Origin of the sequence: Blastococcus tunisiensis, assembly GCF_900112815.1 — a bacterium.
GTDB lineage: Bacteria > Actinomycetota > Actinomycetes > Mycobacteriales > Geodermatophilaceae > Blastococcus_B > Blastococcus_B tunisiensis.
This window is the reverse complement of sequence record NZ_FOND01000031.1, coordinates 21,770-42,161: the sequence shown is the minus strand read 5'-3', so window position 1 is coordinate 42,161 and position 20,392 is coordinate 21,770. Positions and strand designations below refer to the sequence as shown.

18 protein-coding genes are annotated in these 20,392 nt (G+C 71.9%); 5 read left to right on the top strand and 13 right to left on the bottom strand.

Annotated elements, in window-relative coordinates; genetic code table 11:
* Positions 1-273: transposase (locus BM142_RS23325; protein WP_175527424.1), on the bottom strand; the 273-nt coding region annotated here is incomplete at its 3' end.
* 85 nt (positions 274-358) lie between these two features.
* Positions 359-1,090: a dienelactone hydrolase family protein gene (locus tag BM142_RS23320; protein WP_092203802.1), complete on the bottom strand. Its 732-nt coding sequence runs from the start codon at positions 1,088-1,090 to the stop codon at positions 359-361.
* Positions 1,091-1,421: 331 nt separating this feature from the next.
* Between BM142_RS23320 and BM142_RS23310 the strand changes: the two genes are divergently transcribed.
* Positions 1,422-2,027 carry a dihydrofolate reductase family protein gene (locus BM142_RS23310; RefSeq protein WP_092203798.1) on the top strand — a complete coding sequence of 202 codons (606 nt, stop codon included), beginning with the start codon at positions 1,422-1,424 and terminating at the stop codon, positions 2,025-2,027.
* 155 nt (positions 2,028-2,182) lie between these two features.
* On the opposite strand, the gene BM142_RS23305 is transcribed toward BM142_RS23310, so the two are convergent.
* A complete protein-coding gene (locus BM142_RS23305; RefSeq protein ID WP_092203796.1) occupies positions 2,183-3,529 on the bottom strand; it encodes an MFS transporter in 1,347 nt (448 codons plus the stop codon).
* 96 nt (positions 3,530-3,625) lie between these two features.
* Here BM142_RS23305 and BM142_RS23300 point away from each other — a divergent pair, with 96 nt between their 5' ends.
* Complete coding sequence (locus BM142_RS23300; protein ID WP_092203794.1) at positions 3,626-4,069, top strand: winged helix-turn-helix transcriptional regulator; 444 nt, start codon at positions 3,626-3,628, stop codon at positions 4,067-4,069.
* 480 nt (positions 4,070-4,549) lie between these two features.
* Here the strand turns inward: BM142_RS23300 and BM142_RS23290 are convergent, their stop codons facing one another.
* Positions 4,550-5,308: a hypothetical protein gene (locus BM142_RS23290; RefSeq protein ID WP_139228998.1), complete on the bottom strand. Its 759-nt coding sequence runs from the start codon at positions 5,306-5,308 to the stop codon at positions 4,550-4,552.
* 291 nt (positions 5,309-5,599) lie between these two features.
* Here BM142_RS23290 and BM142_RS23285 point away from each other — a divergent pair, with 291 nt between their 5' ends.
* Positions 5,600-6,301: a hypothetical protein gene (locus tag BM142_RS23285; protein WP_139228997.1), complete on the top strand. Its 702-nt coding sequence runs from the start codon at positions 5,600-5,602 to the stop codon at positions 6,299-6,301.
* Positions 6,302-6,361: 60 nt separating this feature from the next.
* Here BM142_RS23285 and BM142_RS23280 read toward each other — a convergent pair whose 3' ends face one another.
* A complete protein-coding gene (locus BM142_RS23280; protein WP_092203788.1) occupies positions 6,362-7,006 on the bottom strand; it encodes a hypothetical protein in 645 nt (214 codons plus the stop codon).
* Position 7,007: 1 nt separating this feature from the next.
* Positions 7,008-7,211 carry a hypothetical protein gene (locus BM142_RS23275; protein ID WP_092203786.1) on the bottom strand — a complete coding sequence of 68 codons (204 nt, stop codon included), beginning with the start codon at positions 7,209-7,211 and terminating at the stop codon, positions 7,008-7,010.
* A gap of 321 nt (positions 7,212-7,532) precedes the next feature.
* Here BM142_RS23275 and BM142_RS23270 point away from each other — a divergent pair, with 321 nt between their 5' ends.
* On the top strand, positions 7,533-8,504 hold the full coding sequence (locus tag BM142_RS23270) for a quinone oxidoreductase family protein (RefSeq protein WP_092203784.1): 972 nt from the start codon (positions 7,533-7,535) through the stop codon (positions 8,502-8,504).
* A gap of 34 nt (positions 8,505-8,538) precedes the next feature.
* Here BM142_RS23270 and BM142_RS23265 read toward each other — a convergent pair whose 3' ends face one another.
* The 7 genes from BM142_RS23265 to BM142_RS23235 form a co-directional block, all read right to left on the bottom strand.
* Positions 8,539-9,495 (bottom strand): VWA domain-containing protein, encoded by a 957-nt coding sequence (locus BM142_RS23265; RefSeq protein ID WP_092203782.1) that lies wholly within the window; start codon positions 9,493-9,495, stop codon positions 8,539-8,541.
* A complete protein-coding gene (locus BM142_RS23260; RefSeq protein WP_092203780.1) occupies positions 9,492-10,523 on the bottom strand; it encodes a DUF58 domain-containing protein in 1,032 nt (343 codons plus the stop codon). The genes BM142_RS23265 and BM142_RS23260 overlap by 4 nt, the downstream gene beginning before the upstream one ends.
* Positions 10,520-11,725: an AAA family ATPase gene (locus BM142_RS23255; RefSeq protein ID WP_254791199.1), complete on the bottom strand. Its 1,206-nt coding sequence runs from the start codon at positions 11,723-11,725 to the stop codon at positions 10,520-10,522. Before BM142_RS23255 ends, BM142_RS23260 begins: the two co-directional genes overlap by 4 nt.
* 264 nt (positions 11,726-11,989) lie before the next feature.
* Positions 11,990-13,294, bottom strand: coding sequence for a C40 family peptidase (locus BM142_RS23250; protein ID WP_254791197.1), 1,305 nt, complete (start codon positions 13,292-13,294; stop codon positions 11,990-11,992).
* Positions 13,295-13,631: 337 nt separating this feature from the next.
* The gene (locus BM142_RS23245; protein ID WP_092203778.1) at positions 13,632-15,167 is read right to left on the bottom strand and encodes an AMP-binding protein; all 1,536 of its coding nucleotides are present in this window, start codon (positions 15,165-15,167) and stop codon (positions 13,632-13,634) included.
* Positions 15,168-15,484: 317 nt separating this feature from the next.
* Positions 15,485-16,240, bottom strand: coding sequence for an SIR2 family NAD-dependent protein deacylase (locus BM142_RS23240; RefSeq protein ID WP_092203806.1), 756 nt, complete (start codon positions 16,238-16,240; stop codon positions 15,485-15,487).
* A complete protein-coding gene (locus BM142_RS23235; RefSeq protein ID WP_092203776.1) occupies positions 16,237-17,280 on the bottom strand; it encodes a phosphatase PAP2 family protein in 1,044 nt (347 codons plus the stop codon). The genes BM142_RS23240 and BM142_RS23235 overlap by 4 nt, the downstream gene beginning before the upstream one ends.
* Before the next feature lie 246 nt (positions 17,281-17,526).
* Between BM142_RS23235 and BM142_RS23230 the strand changes: the two genes are divergently transcribed.
* Entirely contained in the window at positions 17,527-20,382 is a 2,856-nt protein-coding gene (locus tag BM142_RS23230) for an aconitate hydratase (RefSeq protein ID WP_092203774.1), read from the top strand.
* Positions 20,383-20,392 lie beyond the last annotated feature (10 nt).

Below are 20,392 nucleotides of genomic sequence, written 5' to 3'. Positions count from 1 at the left end.
GCTCTTCAGGATCGCGTTCGCCCGGCGCAGCTCCCGGTTCTCCCGTTCGAGCTCGGCCAGCCGAGTGGCGTCATCGGTCGTTGTCCCGGGCCGGTGCCCCTCGTCGACCTCGGCCTGGATGACCCAGTTGCGCAGCGTCTCGGGGTTGATGCCCAGCTGCTCGGCGATCCGCTTCAACGCTCCAGTCCGAGTGGCCGGGTCACGCCGGGCGTCGACCGCCAGCCGGATCGCCCGCTCACGCAGCTCGTCGGGGTACTTCCTCGGTGCCGCCATGACTCTCATCCTCACGTGGATTGAGAGCCTCCATCAAACCCGGGGCGAGACAGTCGGTGACGCGGCCAGGCCTGGTGCCCCGCGGTCACCTCAGGTGCCGAGCGAAGAAGCGGTTCGCGGCCTCCCCTTCGAACGAAGGGACGCCGGTGTGCCCGCCCATGTTGGCGTGCAGCGTCTTCTCCTGGGAGCCGAAGGCGTCGAACAACTGCAGCGCCATCTGACGGTCGTTGCCCTCGTCGTCCCACTGGAGCAGGACGTGCAGCGGGATCGCGACCCGCCGGGCCTCGTCGAGGACGGCGCGGGGCACGTAGCTCCCTGCGAACAGGAGAGCCGCCGCGATGCGTGGCTCCACCGCCGCCATCCGGACGCCGATGGCGATCACGCCACCCGCATAGCCGACCGGACCGTCGATCTCGGGCAGTGCGAGGAGGGCGTCCAGGCACGCCCGCCATTCCGGGACCGCCTCGTCGACCAGGGGGAGCACGAGCCGGTCGACGATCCCGTCGTCGACCGGCTCCCCGGCCGCCAACGCCCGGTGCAGCTCGGCGCGTGCCTCCTCCACGGCGGCGAACCGGGGTCGGTCACCACCTCCGGGGAGCTCGATGGTGGTCGCGGCGAAGCCGTCCGCCACGAGGTGCGAGGCCCGGGCCAGCAGCCGCGGGTACATGCGCCGCAGTCCGCCGGGGTGACCGAGGAGGACGAGCGGAGCCGGTGCGGACGCGGATCCTGCCGTCCACAGGACGCCGGGGATCTCGCCGAGGGTGAACTCGCGCTCGAGGACGTGGTCGTCGAGGCGACTTTCAGAGGTGAACCTCATGGTCGTGCCTTCCGGGAGTGCTCGAACGGCGCTCCCGGACGACCTGTCGCCCGACCGCAACCCCGGAGGGGAGCACCCATGCCAGCTGTGCGTTCACGGGTACCACCTCCTCGATCTCGCGCGGTCGACAGGAAGCTAGCAGTGGTCGGCTCCACCGGCTGGTCCGTTTCCGTCGTCGCTCCGCCGACGGGAGGCATCGGTCCGCTCGGCGCAGCGCCGGCAGGCACGGTCGGCCGCAGCGTGATGGGTGCTCGATGCCCCCTGAGCGCGGCCGATGAGTTCGGAGCTCCCGGCCGGTCCAAGCGCGTGACTCCCCGGAAAGGACACCGCCATGGCAGAGCTTCTCGTCGACTTCATCACCTCCCTCGACGGCTATGCGTCGGGAGAGGGCTGGCCCGGTTTCTGGGGCCTCGAGGGCCCGGAGTACCTCGCCTGGCTCGCCGAGCAGCCCGAGGCCACCTACCTGATGGGAGCGAACACCTACCGCCTGATGTCGGGCTTCGCCGCGGGCGAGGTGCCGGATGGCCAAGCGGAGTTCCGGCCCGAGGAAGAGGCGTCCGTCGACGAGCTCACGCAGGCGCCCAAGGTGGTGTTCTCCTCCTCGCTCGAGGAGCCACTGGCGTGGGCCAACTGCACGCTCGTCCGCGGGGACGCCGTCGAAGCGGTCCGCGCCATGAAGGAGAACGGCTCGGGGCTCCTCAGCACGATCGGCAGCCTCAGCCTGTGCCGGTCCCTGCTGACGGCCGGGCTCGTCGACCGCTTCCGGGTCGGCATGTTCCCGGTGATCACCGGGGCCACGGGCGAGGAACGCATCTACGACGGCTACCCGGACGTCGCCCTCGAGATGATCGAGCACCGCACCTTCGACGGCCGCATCCAGCTGCTCGAGTACACGCCACGCGTGCTCGAGCACCCGCCGCTCCACGCCCCTGCGTGACGTCGCGGGAAGGATGCGTCGTCGCTCCTCCCTGCGATGTCAGGCCGCCTCCTGCGGTCGTGCACCCGGGGCCGCCGCGACAGCCGCTCCCGGCCCGGCACGCCGCACGAGGAGGGCCAGGCAGACCACCCCCGCAGCGCCGAAGAAGGCGACGGTCAGCACGATGCCGTGCCGGAACGGAACCAGGGGTCGGCCGCCGGGGAGGTGAGCGCGGCGACCAGCGCCGCCACACCGAGCACCACGCCGACCTGGCGCGCCATGTTGAGGATGCCGCTGCCGGTTCCGAAGTGTGCCGCGGGCAGCCCGGCGCTGCCGGAGCCCAGCAGGGACGGGATCGCCAGGCCGACCCCCGCGCCGCCGAGGAGCTGCGCCGGCAACAGGTGCGTGACGTAGGCGGGTTCGATCTGGATGAGGACCAACCACAGCACCTGCGCGACCGCGCTGACGGTGCAGCCGAGAACCGCGACCCGTCCCACCCCGCCCAGCAGCGGGATCAACCTGGGCGCGACCAGCCGGGCGAACGGCAGCACCATCAGCGGCCCCGGGGCGATGGCCAGCCCCGCCTGCACGGGCGAGTAGTCCCAGACACCGGTCAGGAACTCCACCGTGTTGAGGACGAACGCGCCGAACGCCGCGAAGTAGAGCACCGATGCCGCCGTGGCACCGGCGAAGGTCCGGGACCGGAACAATGCCAGCTCGAGCACCGGAGCTGGGTGACGCGCCGAGCGGAGGCCCAGCGCCGCTCCGCACAGGCCGGCCGCCCCGAGGGTGCCCAGGAAGGCGGCCGACGCCCAGCCCCAGTCCGGCGCCTTGACCAGCGCCCCCGCGACCAGACCGACGGCGAGCGCGAGGAGCAGTGCACCGAGCAGGTCGGGTCGATCCCGCCGTGCGACGTCCCGGCTCTCGGGGACGACGCGCAGCGCGAGGACGATCGCGACGATGCCCACGGGCAGGTTCACCCAGAACACCCACCGCCAGCCGAGCCCGACGAGACCGCCACCGATCACCGGTCCCAGCGCCGCGCCCAGCGCGCCTAGCGCCGACCAGGTGCCCAGCGCGCGGGCTCGCAGCTCGGTCGGCACGACGGCGAGCAGCAGCGACAGCGACGCAGGCACCATGACACCGGCGCCGACCGCCTGCACGACCCGGGCCACCACCAGCCAGCCGACCCCGGGGGCCAATCCGCAGAGCAGCGATCCGCCGGTGAACACCGCGAGCCCCGCGACCAACGTCCGCCGGCGCCCTACCTGGTCGGCCCAGCGTCCCGCGGGGATCAGCACCGCCGCGAAGACGATCGTGTACGCGTTGAGGACCCAGGACAACGAGCCCAGCCCCACGCCCGGGTACTCCCCCGCGATCGACGGGAAGGCCAGATTCACGATGAACAGGTCGAGGCTGGACATGAACACCGCGATCGCCAGCACCGCGACGACCGGTGCGGTCCCGTCCGCCCGAACCGGTCCGGTTCCCGCAGCCGACGGCGGTCGCTTGCCCAGAGCCATGACCGCTCCCCCTGGTTAGTCCGGATTCTGGATGGACCGTAGCCCCGACCACAGGAGTTGGTCCAGGATTCGGACCGACTCGGTTAGGCTGGACCCATGGCCGCACCGGCGGAGCCCCGCGTCTGCTCCATCGCGCGCACCCTCGACGTGGTGGGTGAGAGATGGGCGCTGCTGGTCGTCCGTGAGGTGTTCCTGGGGAACCACCGCTTCGACCAGATGGTCCGGCGCACCGGAGCACCGCGCGACACGCTCACCGCACGGCTCCGCACGCTCGTCGGGGCCGGCGTCCTGGAGCGGCGCCGGTACAGCGAGCACCCGCCGCGCTTCGAGTACCGCCTCACCGACGCCGGCCGCGACCTCTACCCGGTCATCCTCTCGCTGCTGCACTGGGGCGACCAGCACCTCGCCGGCCGCGACGGACCTCCGCTGGTCCTCGAGCATCGCTGCGGGCATCGACTCGTCCCCGAGACGACGTGCCACGCCTGCGGGGAGGCCGTCGAGCCGACCGACGTCACCAGACGGTCGACCGTCCAGGCTTGAGCCGCAGGCAGGCGCCGCCCCTCGGCTCTCCCCGCGCAGCCGTCCGGCCGCACGGACCGTCAGGTGGAGTGGGCCGCGGTCGATGCGGTCATGCGGTCGCGCTCCGACACAGCAGCACACCTAGCCTGACGACCATGCGTGCTGTGCAGATCACCCGCTTCGGCGGCCCCGAGGTCCTCGACGTCGTCGACATCCCCGAGCCGGAGGCCGGTCCCGGCCATAGGTCTACGACGTCTCCGCCGCCGGCGTGAACGTCGCCGACACCCACCACGCCTAGACCCGCCAGTCCGCGGTCACCAACTGCGCCGATGGGAGAGGGGGAAGAGCGTCGCACGCCCTGCCGGCATACAAGCGCTTAGCCGGCGACGCCGGTCTGCACTCCCGAGCGGTTGCGACGCTCGATAGAAGCCCCCAGTCCCATGCACCGGCTCAGCCGCAGGCAGCAATTCGGAGCGTTACGTGCGACGCCACTCTAGACCGTCATTGGAAGATTTTGCCGATGATGAGTGCCGCACCACTGACCTGATTTTGCTTTCCGCCCGGGATGGACAACGTCTTACAGCCGTTGTCGAGAAGTGTCCGAACGTACAACGATCCACTGAAGATCCATCCCGGGGACTTCAGGTGCTGCGTAGCTGTGTGGTCGATGTATGTGCTGGAGAGGAAGGGAAGATCTCGCCCCCCGACGAAGGGTACCGAAGTCACCGGTCGCCAGATTGCTAGGATTCGCTCGTCACCAGCGCTGTCAGGCCCGTAGACCTGCATCCAAAAGGCCTTGGCGATGTCGGGCCAGCCGGCAACGAACTGCCCGTAGCTCATACCGCTTCGCTTTGCGTCACGCCATATCGACGAATCTTCCGTCCACGCGTCGAACGCGGCATCCCACACCTCCCTCACGGAGGCGTGTCGGTCCAGAAACTTGGTGCGAGCGTCTAAGCTATTCGCGGTACGAAATTTGCACTCGCCGATATTCCGACGTTTGCCATCGGTTAGCACCGCGTCCAATAGGGCGTTCTTGCCGTTCTCTGCCACTCTCACACGCTCGTCCACGACCCGCCACTGCCCGACAAGGGTTGAGGGACTCTCTGCAGCCGCGCCCGTATAGCCCGCGAGGGCGTGGCGAAGCAACTGCACGAGGATGGCCTCGCCTTCCGCAGCAGCGACCATCCCGGCCCCCACGTGACCCTTCCTGTCGAAGCAGTCAACGAGCTCCTCAAGGACGAGCACTCGCTCGTTCAAAGTTGCACCCCATCCCTCTACGCGCGGCTCGGCGCTGCGGTAGACAGTAGTTCGGCTACGGAGACGTCCTGAACCGGCGAGTGCCGGCAGCACGGAGGATGGGCCCACCGTGGCGACCGGACCGATCCTCCGCACACGCTGATTCCATGCGATGGCCTTTCTGCCCTTCGTTGCCGACCCTCACCACCCCCAGGTGACCGTTGGAGAGGACGTGAGGCAGTGCCGTCCGGTCCGGAACGTCGCAGACCCCACCTAGACCACATAGGCAACGCCAAGGGCAAGCTCACCGCCGTGGCCGACGACTCCCCCGACCGCGAACTGCCGCTGGCCGTTGCGATGAGCAGCAGCGCGGTCGTCGCGGCCCTCGCCGCCGGCGATGACCCCGTTCAGACGATCGCGGCAGCAACCGCTCCACTTGTGGTGCAGGCAGCAGCGGCGGTGCGGGCCCGCTGGGTCAAGAACAGCACGCAGGCCCTACAGGTGGCTGCCGACCACATGGGCGTCGGCCTAGACATCCTCCTGGAGCGCTCGACTGCCTACGACGAGCGGCTGAAGCTGATGGCTCGGGTGATAGAGGCATCAGCGCGTTCCACCGTCACCGAGAAGATCGACGCGCTCGGCCGAGTGCTTGCGCTGGGGCTCAGCGCGAACGGCGACACCGCCGAGGCCCTGCTACTCGCTTCAGGGCTCGCCGTCTTGGAGGCACCGCACATAGAAGTCCTCGGGTATCTCGCAGAGCACCCTCTGCCAACCGGGGACTTCATACCGGATACACATCCGGGCACCCCCGGATGGCAAGTCGGCATCCTTGGCGAGGCCATTCCGGCGCTGGGGAACGTCATGGACGCGCTCCTGGCTGTACTGAGCGGCCAGGGGCTGATCCGTGATGCCACAGGCACGTCTTACGCGGCCACTCCTGGACCAGCGACCTGGGTAGTCGCTCCGCTGGGTGAGCGCTGCCTGCTCATGCTCGATCCCCGTCGCGAGAGCTGAGGCAGCCTCCGGTCGTGCCGCCCGTCGCGCATGGGTCCGCGGTGGCGGCCGGCTGGGGCTCTATTCGATGCGCCCCATCTTGCGGAGCTGATCGAGCGCCCACTCCGGCCGTCGACGGATTGCCGCCCTGAGCTGACGCTCTTCGAACAGCTCGCGTCCCGCTTCGACCTTGGCGGTCCACCCTGGCAGCGCGTCAACGTGGACTTCGGTCACGAGGAAGTCGATCAACTCCTCCACGGTCGGCCGGAACCGCCGGCCGCCGACGGGGAAGTGAAGTTTGGCCAGCGGGCGCTCTCCGATACCGATCCGCTCACACAGCTCGTTCCAAGCCTCGGAGTCAGCCTCTACCTGGAGATGCGCCTCCGGGTATCCGTCGCCCTTGTCCCGCTCGTAGTCGTAGTGCATCAGGGGCCGGTCAAGCTCAGCGTCCACAAAGAACCCGGCGACGGACGACTGCACCATGAGGAACTGCTTGTGCTCGTCCGGCACGAGACGGAACGACAGGCCCAGGTAGCCAGTCGGCTGCTTGCTCCCCAGGGTTACCGGGATGCCCACCGTCGTCAGGTCGGTGGCTTTGATCTGGTACCCCACCACAGCAGTGCCACGGACGAGGACCGATGTCAGACGGATCCCCGTCATGATCGTTCCGTTCAGCAAGTCGCCGAGTTCGGTGGCGAATCGGGCGGCCTCCTTGCCGAGATTCACCTCAGCGGTCGGCCAAGTCCTTGAGGTCGGCGATGGTGACCCAGGCCATCCGCGCCCGGACGGTGTCGAAGTGCCCCGTCTTGGCCTGCTCGGCGAGCTGTTCGAAGGTGCATCCCGACCGGTTGAGTGCGTGCTTGACCGCCTCACGCAGATCAGCGTCGTTCGCCTTGACGACCTCAGCGCGCCCTGGGAGGACCGCAGTCACGTCAGCACCTCTTCCTCTGCCGTTGGACCGGCGGCCAAGCTGTTCCCGGACCCGGAAACTACGGCCGCCGTCCACCTCACATGGACAACCTCTGTCCACCCGAGGTGTACAGCATCCCACCGACAGTCCTGTCTTGACACCCGAACCCCTCGGGCCGGCTCACAACAACGGGTGACCCATCCAGCAGAAACAGCCACTTCCGGGCGCTCGCTTGAACGTCTTGCTCTCCAGATCGGACCGACCAACCGCGTCGCTGAAGCCGACAGCGCCTGGACATGTCGTCGCAGGCAGGCCCCATGACTGAGGCCCTAGGGTCGGGGCATGCGTGCCGTGCAGATCACCCGCTTCGGCGGGCCCGAGGTCCTCGACGTCGTCGACGTCCCCGAGCCGGAGGCCGGTCCCGGCCAGAAGGTGTACGACGTCTCGACGGCGGGGGTGAACTTTGCCGACACCCACCAGATCGAGAACTCCTACCTGGCCGCCCAGCAGCTCCCGCTGGTTCCCGGCGCCGAGTTCGTCGGCACTCCCGTCGGCGGCGGCCAGCGGGTCGTCGGCCTGCTCGACGGCGGCGGCTACGCCGAGCGGGCCGTGGCCAACGACGTCCTCACCTGGCCGGTGCCCGACGCCGTCAGCGACGAGCAGGCCCTCTCCCTCGTCCTCCAGGGCTCGACCGCCTGGCACCTGCTGCGCACCTCCGCGCACCTGGCCGAGGGCGAGTCCGTGGTGGTCATCGCCGGAGCCGGCGGGGTCGGGTCGATCGCCGTCCAGCTGGCCCGCCGCTGGGGCGCCGGCCGGGTGATCGCCACCGCGTCGAGCCCGGAGAAGCGGGCCCTCACCGAGGAGCTGGGTGCGCACGCCACCGTCGACCCGGCCCTGGCCGACGACGATCCCAAGCAGTTCACCGGCGCGCTGCGCGAGGCCAACGGCGGCAAGCCGGTCGACATCGTGCTCGAGATGACCGGCGGAAACGTGTTCACCGGGTCGCTGTCGGCGCTGGCCCCGTTCGGCCGGCTGGTCACCTACGGGATGGCCGCCCGCCAGGAGACGCCGTCGGTGCCGCCGGGTGCGCTCATGCAGAAGAGCCGCGCGGTCATCGGCTTCTGGCTGGCGCACTGCATGGCCCGACCGCAGATGCTCGACGCCGCCATGAACGACCTGCTGGCCATGACGGCCGACGGGTCGCTGAAGCCGGTCGTCGGCGGCCGCTACCCGCTGTCGAACGTCCGCGACGCCCACCAGGACCTCCGCGCCCGCCGCACCACCGGCAAGCTCGTCCTCGACCCCCGCCGCTGACGGACGGCCCCGCCGCCGGGCGCGGCGGGGCCGTTCACACCAGGCGGTTGGTCCAGAGCAGGCTGAGCACGACGCCGATCAGCGACACCAGGACGCCGACGCGGACGAACCAGTAGCTGATGTCCTGCGGCTCGGTCGTGTACCCGATCTGGCTGCCCAGGTCCTCGTAGACCTGCTCCAGCTCGGCCGCGCTGGCCGCCTCGCTGTAGCTGCCGCCGGTCGCGTCGGCGATCTCCTCCAGAGTCTCCCGGTCGACCGGCACCGGCACCGTCTCGCCGTCCAGGTCGAGGGTGCCGTAGTCGGTGCCGAAGGCGATCGTGGAGACGGGCACGCCGGCCTCGCGGGCGGCGTCGATCGCCTGGGTGTCCTCGCGGCCGACGGTGTTGTAGCCGTCGGACAGGAGCACGATGCGGGCCGGCGCCGCCTCCTCCTCCCCCGCGTCCAGCGCGGACTGGAAGTTCTCGATCGCCGCCAGCGAGGTGAACACCGCCTCGCCGATCGCCGTCGCCTCGGCGAGGTCGAGGTTGTCGATCGCCGCGGCCACCTGCAGGCGGTCGGTCGTGGGCGGGACGACGGTCGTGGCGGTCCCGGCGAAGGACACCAGGCCCAGGTTGATCCGCTCGGGCAGGACGTCGACGAACTCCTTGGCCGCCGTCTGCATCGCCGAGAAGCGGTCGGGCTCGACGTCGGTGGCCTGCATGGACAGCGACACGTCCACCGCCATCACCACCGTCGCCCGCTCCCGGGGCACCCGCACCTCGGTGCTCGGCACGGCCAGCGAGACCACCAGCGCGGTCAGCCCCAGCGCGACCAGGCCGAACGCCAGGTGCCGCTTCCAGCCCGGGCGCTTGGGCACGATCGTCCCGAGCAGCGCCACGTTGGTGAACCGGGCGGCGTAGGCCTGGCGGCGCAGCTGCAGCACGACGTACACCGCCACCAGCGCGGCGACCACCAGCAGGGCCAGCAACCACCAGGGCGCCTGGAAGGTCATCGGGACGCACCTCCGCTGCCGGCCCGGCGTCGTTCGGCGACGAACCGGACGACGTCCATCAGCCAGTCCCGGTCGGTGCGCAGCCGCAGGTGCCCGGCGCCGGCCCGGCGCAGCGCCGCGGCGACCTCCTCCCGCTGGGCCGCCGCGCCCGCGGCGAACCGCGCGCGGAACTCCGCGTCCCCGGTGGGCACCTCCAGCGTCTGGCCCGTCTCGGGGTCGACGACGGTGAGCAGCCCGACGTCGGGCAGCTCGAGCTCGCGCGGGTCCAGCACCTCGATGGCCAGCAGCTCGTGCCGGGCCGACAGCCCGCGCAGCGGCCGCTCCCAGTCGCTGTCGCCGAGGAAGTCCGAGATCACCACGACCAGGCCCCGCTTGCGCTCGGGACGGCGCAGCGTCTCCAGGGCCGCCGCCAGGTCACCGCGGCGCCCGCTCGAGGCCCGCGGCGTGGCCACCACCGAGCGCAGCAGCCGCTCGGCGGCCAGCCGGCCGGGCATGGCCGGGTGCCGGTCGATCCGCTCCCCGGTGGTGACGACGGCACCGAGCCGGTTGCCGCCGTGCACGGTGAGGTGGCCGACGGCGGCGAGCCCGGCGATCGCGAGGTCGCGCTTCTGGCAGTTGGCGGTGCCGAAGTCCAGGCTCGCGGACAGGTCCACGACCGCCCACGTCTCCAGCTCGCGGTCGGCGATCGTCTCCCGCACGTGCGGCACCTGGGTGCGCGCGGTGACCGGCCAGTCCATCCGCCGGACGTCGTCGCCCGGGTGGTACGTGCGCGAGTCGCCGGCCTCCGAGCCCGACCCCGGGACCAGCCCCAGGTGGTCCCCCTGCAGCAGCCCGTCGAGCCGCCGACGCACGGTGAGCTCGAGCCGGCGCAGCAGCACGTCGGCCGGGCCGTCGGTGAACCGCGGGGGCGCGCCGTCCCCCGTCCCCGCCTCGATCCCGGACCCCGGCGTCGCCGGGTGCAGGAGCAGGCCGGGGTGCTGCGGAGCCGGCGCCGACGGCGGCTGTGCGGCGCGACGACGCAGGATCACGCCGGGTGCGACCCGTTGCCGTAGCCGTTGGCCGACGGCCCGCCGGGCGGGTTCTCCTGCGGTGCGCCCTGCGGCCCGGGCTGGGGCGGGGACTGCGGCGGGCCGAAGTGCGGCACGTGCGGTCCGCCCGGCGTCCCGGGCCCGAAGCCGGTCGCGTTCTGCCGGGGGGCCACCTGCGGCAGCGGGACCGTCTGCACGATCCGCTTGACGATGTGGTCGGCGGGGACGCCGTCGGCCAGGGCGTCGTAGGAGAGGACCAGCCGGTGGCGCAGCACGTCGGCGGTGATGTCGAGGACGTCCTGGGGCAGCACGTAGTCACGTCCCCGCACCAGGGCCAGGGCGCGGCTGGCCGCGATCAACCCGAGTGAGGCACGCGGGCTCGCGCCGTAGGACACCCACGACGCGACGTCCTCCATGCCGTGTTCGCGCGGCGTGCGGGTGGCCACGACCAGCCGGACGACGTAGTCGACGAGCGCGTGGTGGACGAACACCTGCGAGGCGGCCTTCTGCAGCCGCGGCAGCTCACCGAGGGCGAGGACGGTCTCCGGCACCGGCGGCTCCGAGCCCATCCGGTAGACGATCTCGCGCTCCTCCTCCGGGCTCGGGTAGTCGACCAGCACCTTCATGAGGAAGCGGTCGCGCTGCGCCTCGGGCAGCGGGTAGACGCCCTCGCTCTCGATGGGGTTCTGCGTGGCCAGCACCAGGAACGGGTCGGGCAGCGGATGGGTGACCCCGCCGATGGACACCTGGCGCTCGGCCATGACCTCCAGCAGCGCCGACTGCACCTTGGCCGGCGCGCGGTTGATCTCGTCGGTGAGCACGAAGTTGGCGAACACCGGCCCGAGCTCGGTCTCGAAGGCGTCCTGGCCGGCCTTGTAGATGCGGGTGCCGATGATGTCGGCCGGCACCAGGTCCGGGGTGAACTGCAAGCGGGCGAACCGGCCGCCGACGGCGGTGGCGAGCGTCTCGACGGCGAGGGTCTTCGCCACGCCGGGCACGCCCTCGAGCAGCACGTGACCGCGGGCCAGCAGCGCGACGAGCATGCGCTCGACGAGGCGGTCCTGGCCGACGATGACCCGCTTGATCTCGAACAGCACCCGCTCCAGCCGAGCGGCGTCGACCGACGGCGGAACGGGTGCGTCGGGGCCGGCGGCCCGAGGGTCCGACGAGATCTCGGTCGGCGTGCTGGCAGCGCTGGTCACGGAGCTCCCTGGTCGTGCCGGCCGACGGCCGCCCGGGACGAGCAGCTGTCGGCGGGGCGGCAGGACCGTCCCCCGTGCCAGTGTCCTACATCGGTCCGGCCGGTGGCTGGGCACGCGGGAAGGGTTGGCTGGGAGTCGGCTGGGAGTTGGCCCACGGCGTCCACAACCCTGCCACCCGCTCCGGGCGACTGCTAGCCTGGAAGGTGCGTCGGGCAGCTCCCCCCGTGGCTGCCCGACGCCCTGACTTCCCGGCCCGCGAACTGCTCAGGCAGAGGGGCGGACGGCGCCGAAGTAGGTCGAGCTCGACGTCCGCGCGGTCGCGATCGTCACGGTCTTCCCGCGGTCCGGCGCCTCGATCATCTGGCCGTTGCCGATGTAGAGCGCCACGTGGGTGATCGACATGTAGTCGCTCCGGTCGCCGCCCCAGAAGAGCAGGTCGCCGGGCTGCAGGTTCGCCGTGGCCACCTGCTTGGTGCGGTTGAGCCACCACTGGTCGCGGCTGGTCCCGCCGATGGAGATCCCGGCACGGGCGTAGGCGTACTCGGTGAGCCCGGAGCAGTCGAACCCGAACACCGCGGTGTCCGGCGAGATGCCGTAGCTCGGGCCGTTGCGCCCGCCGCCGCCCCAGGAGTAGGCCACGCCGATCTGGGACTGCGCGGCGGCGATGGCCGTCTGCGCGGCCGATGCCGACGGCGGGCCGGCCGGGGTGCTGGGAGTGGGCCGCGGGGCCTGCGGGGCGGGCGCCGACGGGGCCGGCGCGGTGGGGCGAGCCACCGCGGCCTGCCGGGCAGCGGCCTGCTCCGCGGCGGTGCGCGCGCCTTCCAGCCCGTACAGGACCTGCTCCGCCTGCTGGAGCTCGGCCTGCAGGCCGTCCTCCTCGGCGTCGATGGCGTCGGCCTGGGCCCGCGCCGACACCTCCTGCGTCTGGGCGCTCGCCAGCAGCTCGGCGGCCTGTGTCTGGATGGTCTCGGCCTCCTCGACCGCCTGCACGGCGGCCTGCCGGGTGGCCCCGGCCTGCACCTCGAGGACGGTGAGCTGGGAGAGCACGTCCGTCTTGTGCACGCCGGCGGCGTCCAGCAGCGCCGCGCGCTGCACCAGTTCCGCCGGTCCGCCCGAGCTGAGCAGCGCGGTCATCGCCGGGGCGGTGGTGCCCTGCATGTAGCTGGCCCGCGCGAAGGCGGCGACGTCCTTGCGCCCCTCCTGCAGGTCGGCCGCCGCCTGGTCGGCCGCGGCGGCGGCGGTGTCGGCGGCGATGCGGGCGGTCTCGTAGGCCGCCTGCTTGTCCTCGTAGTCCTGCAGCGCGATCAGCGCCGCCTGGTGGGCCGATTCGGCATCGGCCCGGGCCTGGGCGAGCTGCGCGGCGATGGCGCCGACCCGCTCGGCGGCCTCGGCCTTCTGCCGCTGGGCCTCGGAGAGCTGGGCGTCGCTCGGGTTCCGCGGCGCGGCCGCGGCCACCCCCGGGGCGCCCACCAGGCAGATGACCGCGACGGCTCCGGCCCCGATCAGGCGGTGCACCCAGTGGGCACCCCGCCGCTGCGTCCCGAACCGTGCTCCGGCCTGCTCGCTCACGAACCCGACTCCTCCGCTGCCCGGCCTACCCCCTCGCGGGGGTCACCGGTCTCGACTGGTGTCGCGCACCGTGGAGGTGCACACGGGCCAGATCGACCGGTTCGGGTGAGCAGGACAGGGAACGGGCGGCCGGTCTCACCCCTCGGGGGGAGACGACACGCACGGAGGACAGCCGGTGGCGCCGCCGGGGCGTCCCGGGGTCATCCGGGCGCGCCCCGCCGAACGAGCAGTTGCGGTCGCCGCGCACGGCATGTCGGCGCGTGTCGCCGACCACAACTGCCCTCTCGGCAGGGAGGCGGGGCCGGCGGGATCCGGCGCCGGCGGTGAGGGAGCTCCCTCAGTTGATCTGGCGCTCGGCGTCCTTCCAGAACGACTCGCGCAGCTTGAACTTCTGGATCTTGCCCGTGGCGGTGCGGGCCAGCTCGTCGCGGAACTCGATCCGCTTGGGGATCTTGTAGCCGGCGATCTTGCCGCGGCAGTGGGCGATGATCTCCTCCGCGGTCACCTGCTCGCCCTCGCCGACCACGACGATCGCGGTGACCATCTCGCCCCACTTGTCGTCGGGGACGCCGATGACCGCGACCTCCGCGACCGCCGGGTGGCTGAACACCAGGTCCTCCACCTCGATGGAGGAGACGTTCTCCCCGCCGGTGATGATCACGTCCTTCTTGCGGTCGGAGATCGTGAGGTAGCCGCCGTCGTCGATCGTGCCGCCGTCGCCGGTGTGGAACCAGCCGCCGTCGAGGGCCTCCGCCGAGGCGTCCGGGTTCTCCCAGTAGCCGGCCAGCACGGTGTTGCCCTGGGCCAGCACCTCGCCGGACTCGCTGATCTGCAGCCGCGTCCCCAGGGCGGGGACCCCGGCCCGCGACAGCCGCTTGGCACGCTCCTCCGGCTCGAGGTCGTCGTACTCGGCGCGCGGCCGGTTGATGGTGAGCAGCGGCGCGGTCTCGGTGAGGCCGTAGATCTGGTTGAACTCCCAGCCGAGCTCGGCCTCGACCCGTGCGATGGTCTTCGACGGCGGCGGCGCGCCGGCCACGATGATCCGCACCCGGTCCCGGCCGGGGATCTCGCCGTCCCAGTCGGCGGCCGCCTCGAGGACGGCGTTCCAGACGGCGGGCGCACCGGCCATGACCGTCACCCCGTGCTGCTCGACCCGGCGGAGGATCTCCGCGCCGTCGACCTTGCGCAGCACCACCTGCCTGGCCCCCACGCCGGCCATCGTGTAGGGCAGGCCCCACCCGTTGCAGTGGAACATCGGCAGCGTGTGCAGGTAGACGTCGCGGTCGCTGACCTGCATGTGCATGCCGAAGGTGACCGCGTTGACCCACAGGTTCCGGTGGGTCATCTGCACGCCCTTGGGCCGCGCCGTCGTCCCGCTGGTGTAGTTGATCGTGGCGGTGGCGTCCTCGTCGGGGGCCGACCACGGCCGCGGTTCCGTGTCGAAACGGAGCAGCTGCTCGTACTCCTCCCCCGTGCCGAAACGGTGCTCGGTCTCCACCCCCTTGAGCGAGGACTCGAGCTCCGGGTCGACCAGCAGCACGCGGGCGCCGGAGTGGCCGACGATGTAGCTGACCTCCTCCGGGGACAGCCGGAAGTTGATCGGCACCGCGACCCGCCCGGACGACGGCACCGCCAGCAGCAGCTCCAGCAGGCGGCCGGCGTTGTGGCTCACGATCGCCACCCGCTCGCCCTCCGCGATGCCCAGCTCGTCCAGGCCGGCCTGCAGGGCGCGGCCCCGGCGGGCGACCTCGCGGTAGCTCACCTCGCCGAGCGACGGCGCGGGCTGGGTCGGCTCGTCGACGATGCCGACGCGGTCGCCGTAGACCAGCTCGGCCCGGTCGAGGAAGTCACGGGTGGTCAAGGGCACGCGCATGGACGGCTCCCGGCTCAGTGGCCCCGCCGCGCGCAGATCCGCGGGGAAGGACCGCTCGACGTGGTCGCCGTCACGCTAACCCGCCGCCCGCCGCACGACGAGTGGTTCCGGGCGGACTGCGCATGGAGGCGATCGCACCGGCGGCGGGCGGCTGGTGCACGAGGGCGGGTGACGGCTTGCTGCCCGACCCGGCCGGAGTTCCCCGGACGGGCCCGTCGCCGGGAGGGGGTGAGCCGGAGCTGGTCCCGCAGGGAGACCCCGGCCGAGCGGATGCGGGCCGGCGGCTCGGGCTCGGTGCGCCCCGACCTGGTGCGAGGTCAGGCGGGGGCGAGCAGCCACGGCAGGGCGGCGCCGATCCGCTCGCGGACGACGAGGTCGGCGCTCTCGTCGTACGGCGTGGGCTCGGCGTTGACGACGACGACCCGCGCGCCCGACGCCGCGGCGATGTCGGTGAGGCCCGCGGCCGGGTGCACGGTCAGCGAGGTGCCGATGGCCAGGAACACGTCGCAGTCGGCAGCCGCCTCGGCCGCGGCGGTGAGGACGTCGGGATCGAGCATCTGCCCGAAGCTGATCGTCGCCGACTTCAGGATCCCGCCGCAGTGCCGGCAGTCGGGGTCCGGCTCCCCCGCGTCGATGCGCGCCATGGCGCTGTCCATCGTCGTCCGGTCGCCGCAGGACAGGCAGGCGACCTCGTGGATGGTCCCGTGCAGCTCCAGGACGACGCCGGGTGAGTTGCCCGCCTGCTGGTGCAGCCCATCGATGTTCTGGGTGAGCACCGCGCGCAGCCGACCCCGGCGCTCCAGCTCGGCGAGCGCCCGGTGTCCGTCGTTCGGCGCGATGTCGCCCCGCAGGTCCCTGCGCATCAGCCACGCCCTCCGGCGGATGTCCGGGTCGGCCACGTAGTAGGACAGCGTCACGAGCTTCTCGGCGTCGGGATCCTTCGTCCACACGCCGTCCGGCCCGCGGTAGTCCGGGATGCCGCTCTCGGTGGAGATGCCGGCGCCGGTGAGGACGACGATCCGGCGGGCGTCGGTCAGCCAGTCGGGCAGCGGCTCGGGAACGGCTCCGGTCACGCGTCCACGGTAGAGGCGCGCACCGCCCCGTCCCCGGCCGTCGCCCGGGCGGGAGCGGTCCGCCGTCGCCGGGCCCGCCACCGGGCCGCGACGGCGACGACCGCTCCCGCGTAGGCCGCACCCAGCAGGGTGTCGACGACGTAGTGCTCCCCCGACCAGACGAGCACCAGGGCCATCGCCGGCCCGTAGCCGAGCAGCACCAGCCGCTGCCAGCTCCGCCGCGCGACCGGGAGGAGCACGAGGCAGACGAGGACCGCGAACGCGGTGTGCAGCGACGGCACGGCCGCCACCTGGTTCACCTGGCCCTGGCTGTCGGCGAGCAGCGCCCCGGCGCGGGGCAGCCCGAGCACCTCCCAGCCGGCCCCGCTGAGCCGGCGGACCGGCTCGATGACGCCCTCCTTGGCCGCCAGCCACGGGGGTGCGGCCGGGTAGAGCACGTAGGTGGCCAGCCCGGCCGCCGACAGCCCGACGACGAGCCGGGCGAAGGTCGTCCACCGCTCGCGGTTGCGGACCCAGAGCACGCCCAGCACGAGCGGTGTCACCACGAAGTGGCTGGCGTAGACGAGCGAGGCGACGGCCTTCCACCAGTCGGCCTGCCAGGACTGCTGCAGCACCACCGTCGGCAGGCCGCCCCCGGCGAGCCACCGGTCGGCCGTGGCCAGCTCGGCGACGTGCACCGTCGCACCGAACCCGTCGGCCAGGCCCCGGCTGGCGTCGTAGGCCAGCAGCACGGCCACCAGCGGCAGCCAGTCGACGAGCAGCCGGACCACGCGCCGCGGCCCGTCCGCGGCGGCGTACAGCACCAGACCGGCCAGGACCCAGCCGAGCAGGACCACGCGGTCGGTCGGGAGCCCGACACCCGCGCAGGTCACGACGAAGGCGGCCCCGAGGGCCCCGAGGGCCAGCCATCGGATCCCCCGGCGCCGCCCGCGCCCAGGGCCGCCGGCCGCGACCCGGCCGCCGCCCACCCGCTCGTCGGGCAGGGGGGCGCGGGGGCTGGGGATCGTGGCGGTGTACGCCGCCGGCTCGGCCACGGTCATGGCGGGCGACGCTAGGCGGCCGCACCGCCCGGTCGCGGGCATTTCGCGGCGAGTTCACCCGGCGGCGTGGCCGGAGGGGCTCCCCGGGGCGGGTGGGGCCGCCGGGACGCTGCCGGTGATCGAGGTCACCGGGTGAAGGAAGGGTGGCCTGACCCGGTGCTCCCGCCGCCGAGCTGGGATGATCGGGGGTGGAACCGAGCGCGACGATCCAGCCGCGACGAACCAGCGAGGGGTAGGCGCAGAAGAGTGGCAGCCAGCAAGGACAGCTTCGGAGCCCGGTCGACGCTCACCGTCGAGGGCTCCGACTACGACATCTACCGACTCGACGCGGTGGAGGGCTCCGAGAAGCTGCCCTTCAGCCTGAAGGTCCTCCTGGAGAACCTGCTGCGCACCGAGGACGGCGCGGACATCACCGCCGACCACATCCGGGCGATCGCGAACTGGGACCCGTCGGCCGAGCCCGACCAGGAGATCCAGTTCACCCCGGCCCGCGTGGTCATGCAGGACTTCACCGGCGTCCCCTGCATCGTCGACCTCGCCACGATGCGCGAGGCCATGGCCACCCTCGGCGGTGACCCGCAGAAGATCAACCCGCTGGCGCCGGCCGAGCTGGTCATCGACCACTCCGTCATCGCCGACGTCTTCGGCACGGAGGACTCCTTCGCGCGCAACGTCGAGATCGAGTACGAGCGCAACGGCGAGCGCTACCAGTTCCTCCGCTGGGGCCAGGGCGCGTTCAGCGACTTCAAGGTCGTCCCCCCGGGCACCGGCATCGTGCACCAGGTCAACATCGAGCACCTGGCCCGCGTGGTCTTCCCGCGTCAGGAGGGGGACCGCACGATCGCCTACCCCGACACCTGCGTGGGCACCGACAGCCACACGACGATGGTCAACGGGCTCGGCGTGCTGGGCTGGGGCGTCGGCGGCATCGAGGCCGAGGCGGCCATGCTCGGCCAGCCCGTCTCGATGCTCATCCCCCGCGTGGTGGGCTTCAAGCTGACCGGCGAGCTGCCCGACGGCGCGACCGCCACCGACCTGGTCCTCACGATCACCGAGATGCTGCGCGAGCACGGTGTCGTCGGGAAGTTCGTCGAGTTCTACGGCGCCGGCGTCTCCGCGGTGCCGCTGGCCAACCGCGCCACGATCGGCAACATGAGCCCGGAGTTCGGCTCGACCGCGGCGATGTTCCCCATCGACGAGGAGACCATCACCTACCTGGAGCTCACCGGGCGCTCGAAGGAGCAGGTCGCCCTGGTCGAGGCCTACGCCAAGGAGCAGGGCCTCTGGCACGACCCGTCCCGCGAGCCGGCGTTCTCCGAGTACCTCGAGCTCGACCTGTCCACCGTCGTCCCCTCGATCGCCGGCCCGAAGCGCCCGCAGGACCGCGTCGCGATCACCGAGGCGAAGCCGGCCTTCCGGGCCGCGCTGGCCGACTACGTGCAGGCCGACGAGACCGGCGGCGAGGACCGCAAGGCCGGCGTCCCCGCGCAGGAGAAGCCGTACGGCGTCACCTCCTCGGTCGACGAGGCCTCGGCCGAGTCCTTCCCCGCCTCCGACCCCGCCGCCCCGTCGTCCGACGGCAACGGTGAGGCCGGCAAGCCGCACCACTTCGACGGCCACGACGTGAGCCGCCGCCCCTCCACGCCCACCAAGGTCGTCATGGAGGACGGCACGGAGACCGAGGTCGACCACGGGCACGTGGTGATCGCGGCCATCACGTCCTGCACGAACACCTCCAACCCGCAGGTGATGATCGGCGCGGCGCTGCTGGCCAAGAAGGCCGTCGAGCGCGGCCTGACCAGCAAGCCGTGGGTGAAGACGACGCTGGCCCCCGGGTCCAAGGTCGTCATGGACTACTACGAGAAGGCCGAGCTCACCCCGTACCTGGAGAAGCTGGGCTTCTACCTGGTCGGCTACGGCTGCACCACCTGCATCGGCAACTCCGGCCCGCTCCCCGAGCCGGTCAGCAAGGCGGTCAACGACGCCGACCTCGCCGTCGTCTCGGTGCTGTCGGGCAACCGCAACTTCGAGGGCCGGATCAACCCGGACGTCAAGATGAACTACCTGGCGTCGCCGCCGCTGGTCATCGCCTACGCCCTGGCCGGGTCCATGGACGTCGACCTGAACAACGACCCGCTGGGCCAGGACCAGGACGGCAACGACGTCTTCCTGCACGACATCTGGCCCTCCCCGCAGGAGGTCCAGCGGACGATCGACCACGCCGTGTCCGCGGAGATGTTCACCAAGGACTACGCCGACGTCTTCGCCGGCACCGAGCAGTGGCAGAACCTGCCCACCCCGACCGGGGACACCTTCGAGTGGGCCGAGGACAGCACCTACGTCCGGCGACCTCCGTACTTCGAGGGCATGCCGGCCGAGCCGGCCCCGGTCGAGGACATCGCCGGTGCCCGCACCCTCGCGGTACTCGGCGATTCGGTCACCACCGACCACATCTCCCCGGCCGGCTCCATCAAGGCCGACAGCCCCGCCGGGAAGTACCTGCGCGAGCACGGTGTGGACCGCCGCGACTTCAACTCCTACGGCTCCCGGCGCGGGAACCACGAGGTCATGATCCGCGGCACGTTCGCCAACATCCGGCTGCGCAACCAGCTGGTGCCCGGCACCGAGGGTGGCGTCACGAAGAATCACCTGACCGGCGAGACGACGACGATCTACGACGCCTCGCGCGCCTACATCGACGCCGGCATCCCGCTGGTCGTGCTGGCCGGCAAGGAGTACGGCTCCGGTTCCTCCCGCGACTGGGCGGCCAAGGGCACGGCGCTGCTGGGCGTCAGGGCGGTCATCGCCGAGAGCTACGAGCGCATCCACCGCTCCAACCTCATCGGCATGGGCGTGCTGCCGCTGCAGTTCCCCGAGGGCCAGAACCGGGAGTCGCTCGGCCTGACCGGCGACGAGGAGTTCACCATCACCGGGATCACCGCGCTGAACGACGGCTCGGTCCCGCGCACGGTGAAGGTGAAGGCCGGCGACGTGGAGTTCGACGCCCGCGTCCGGATCGACACCCCCGGTGAGGCGAACTACTACCGCAACGGCGGGATCATGCAGTACGTCCTGCGGTCGCTGCGCGGCAGCGCGGCCTGACCGACGGGCA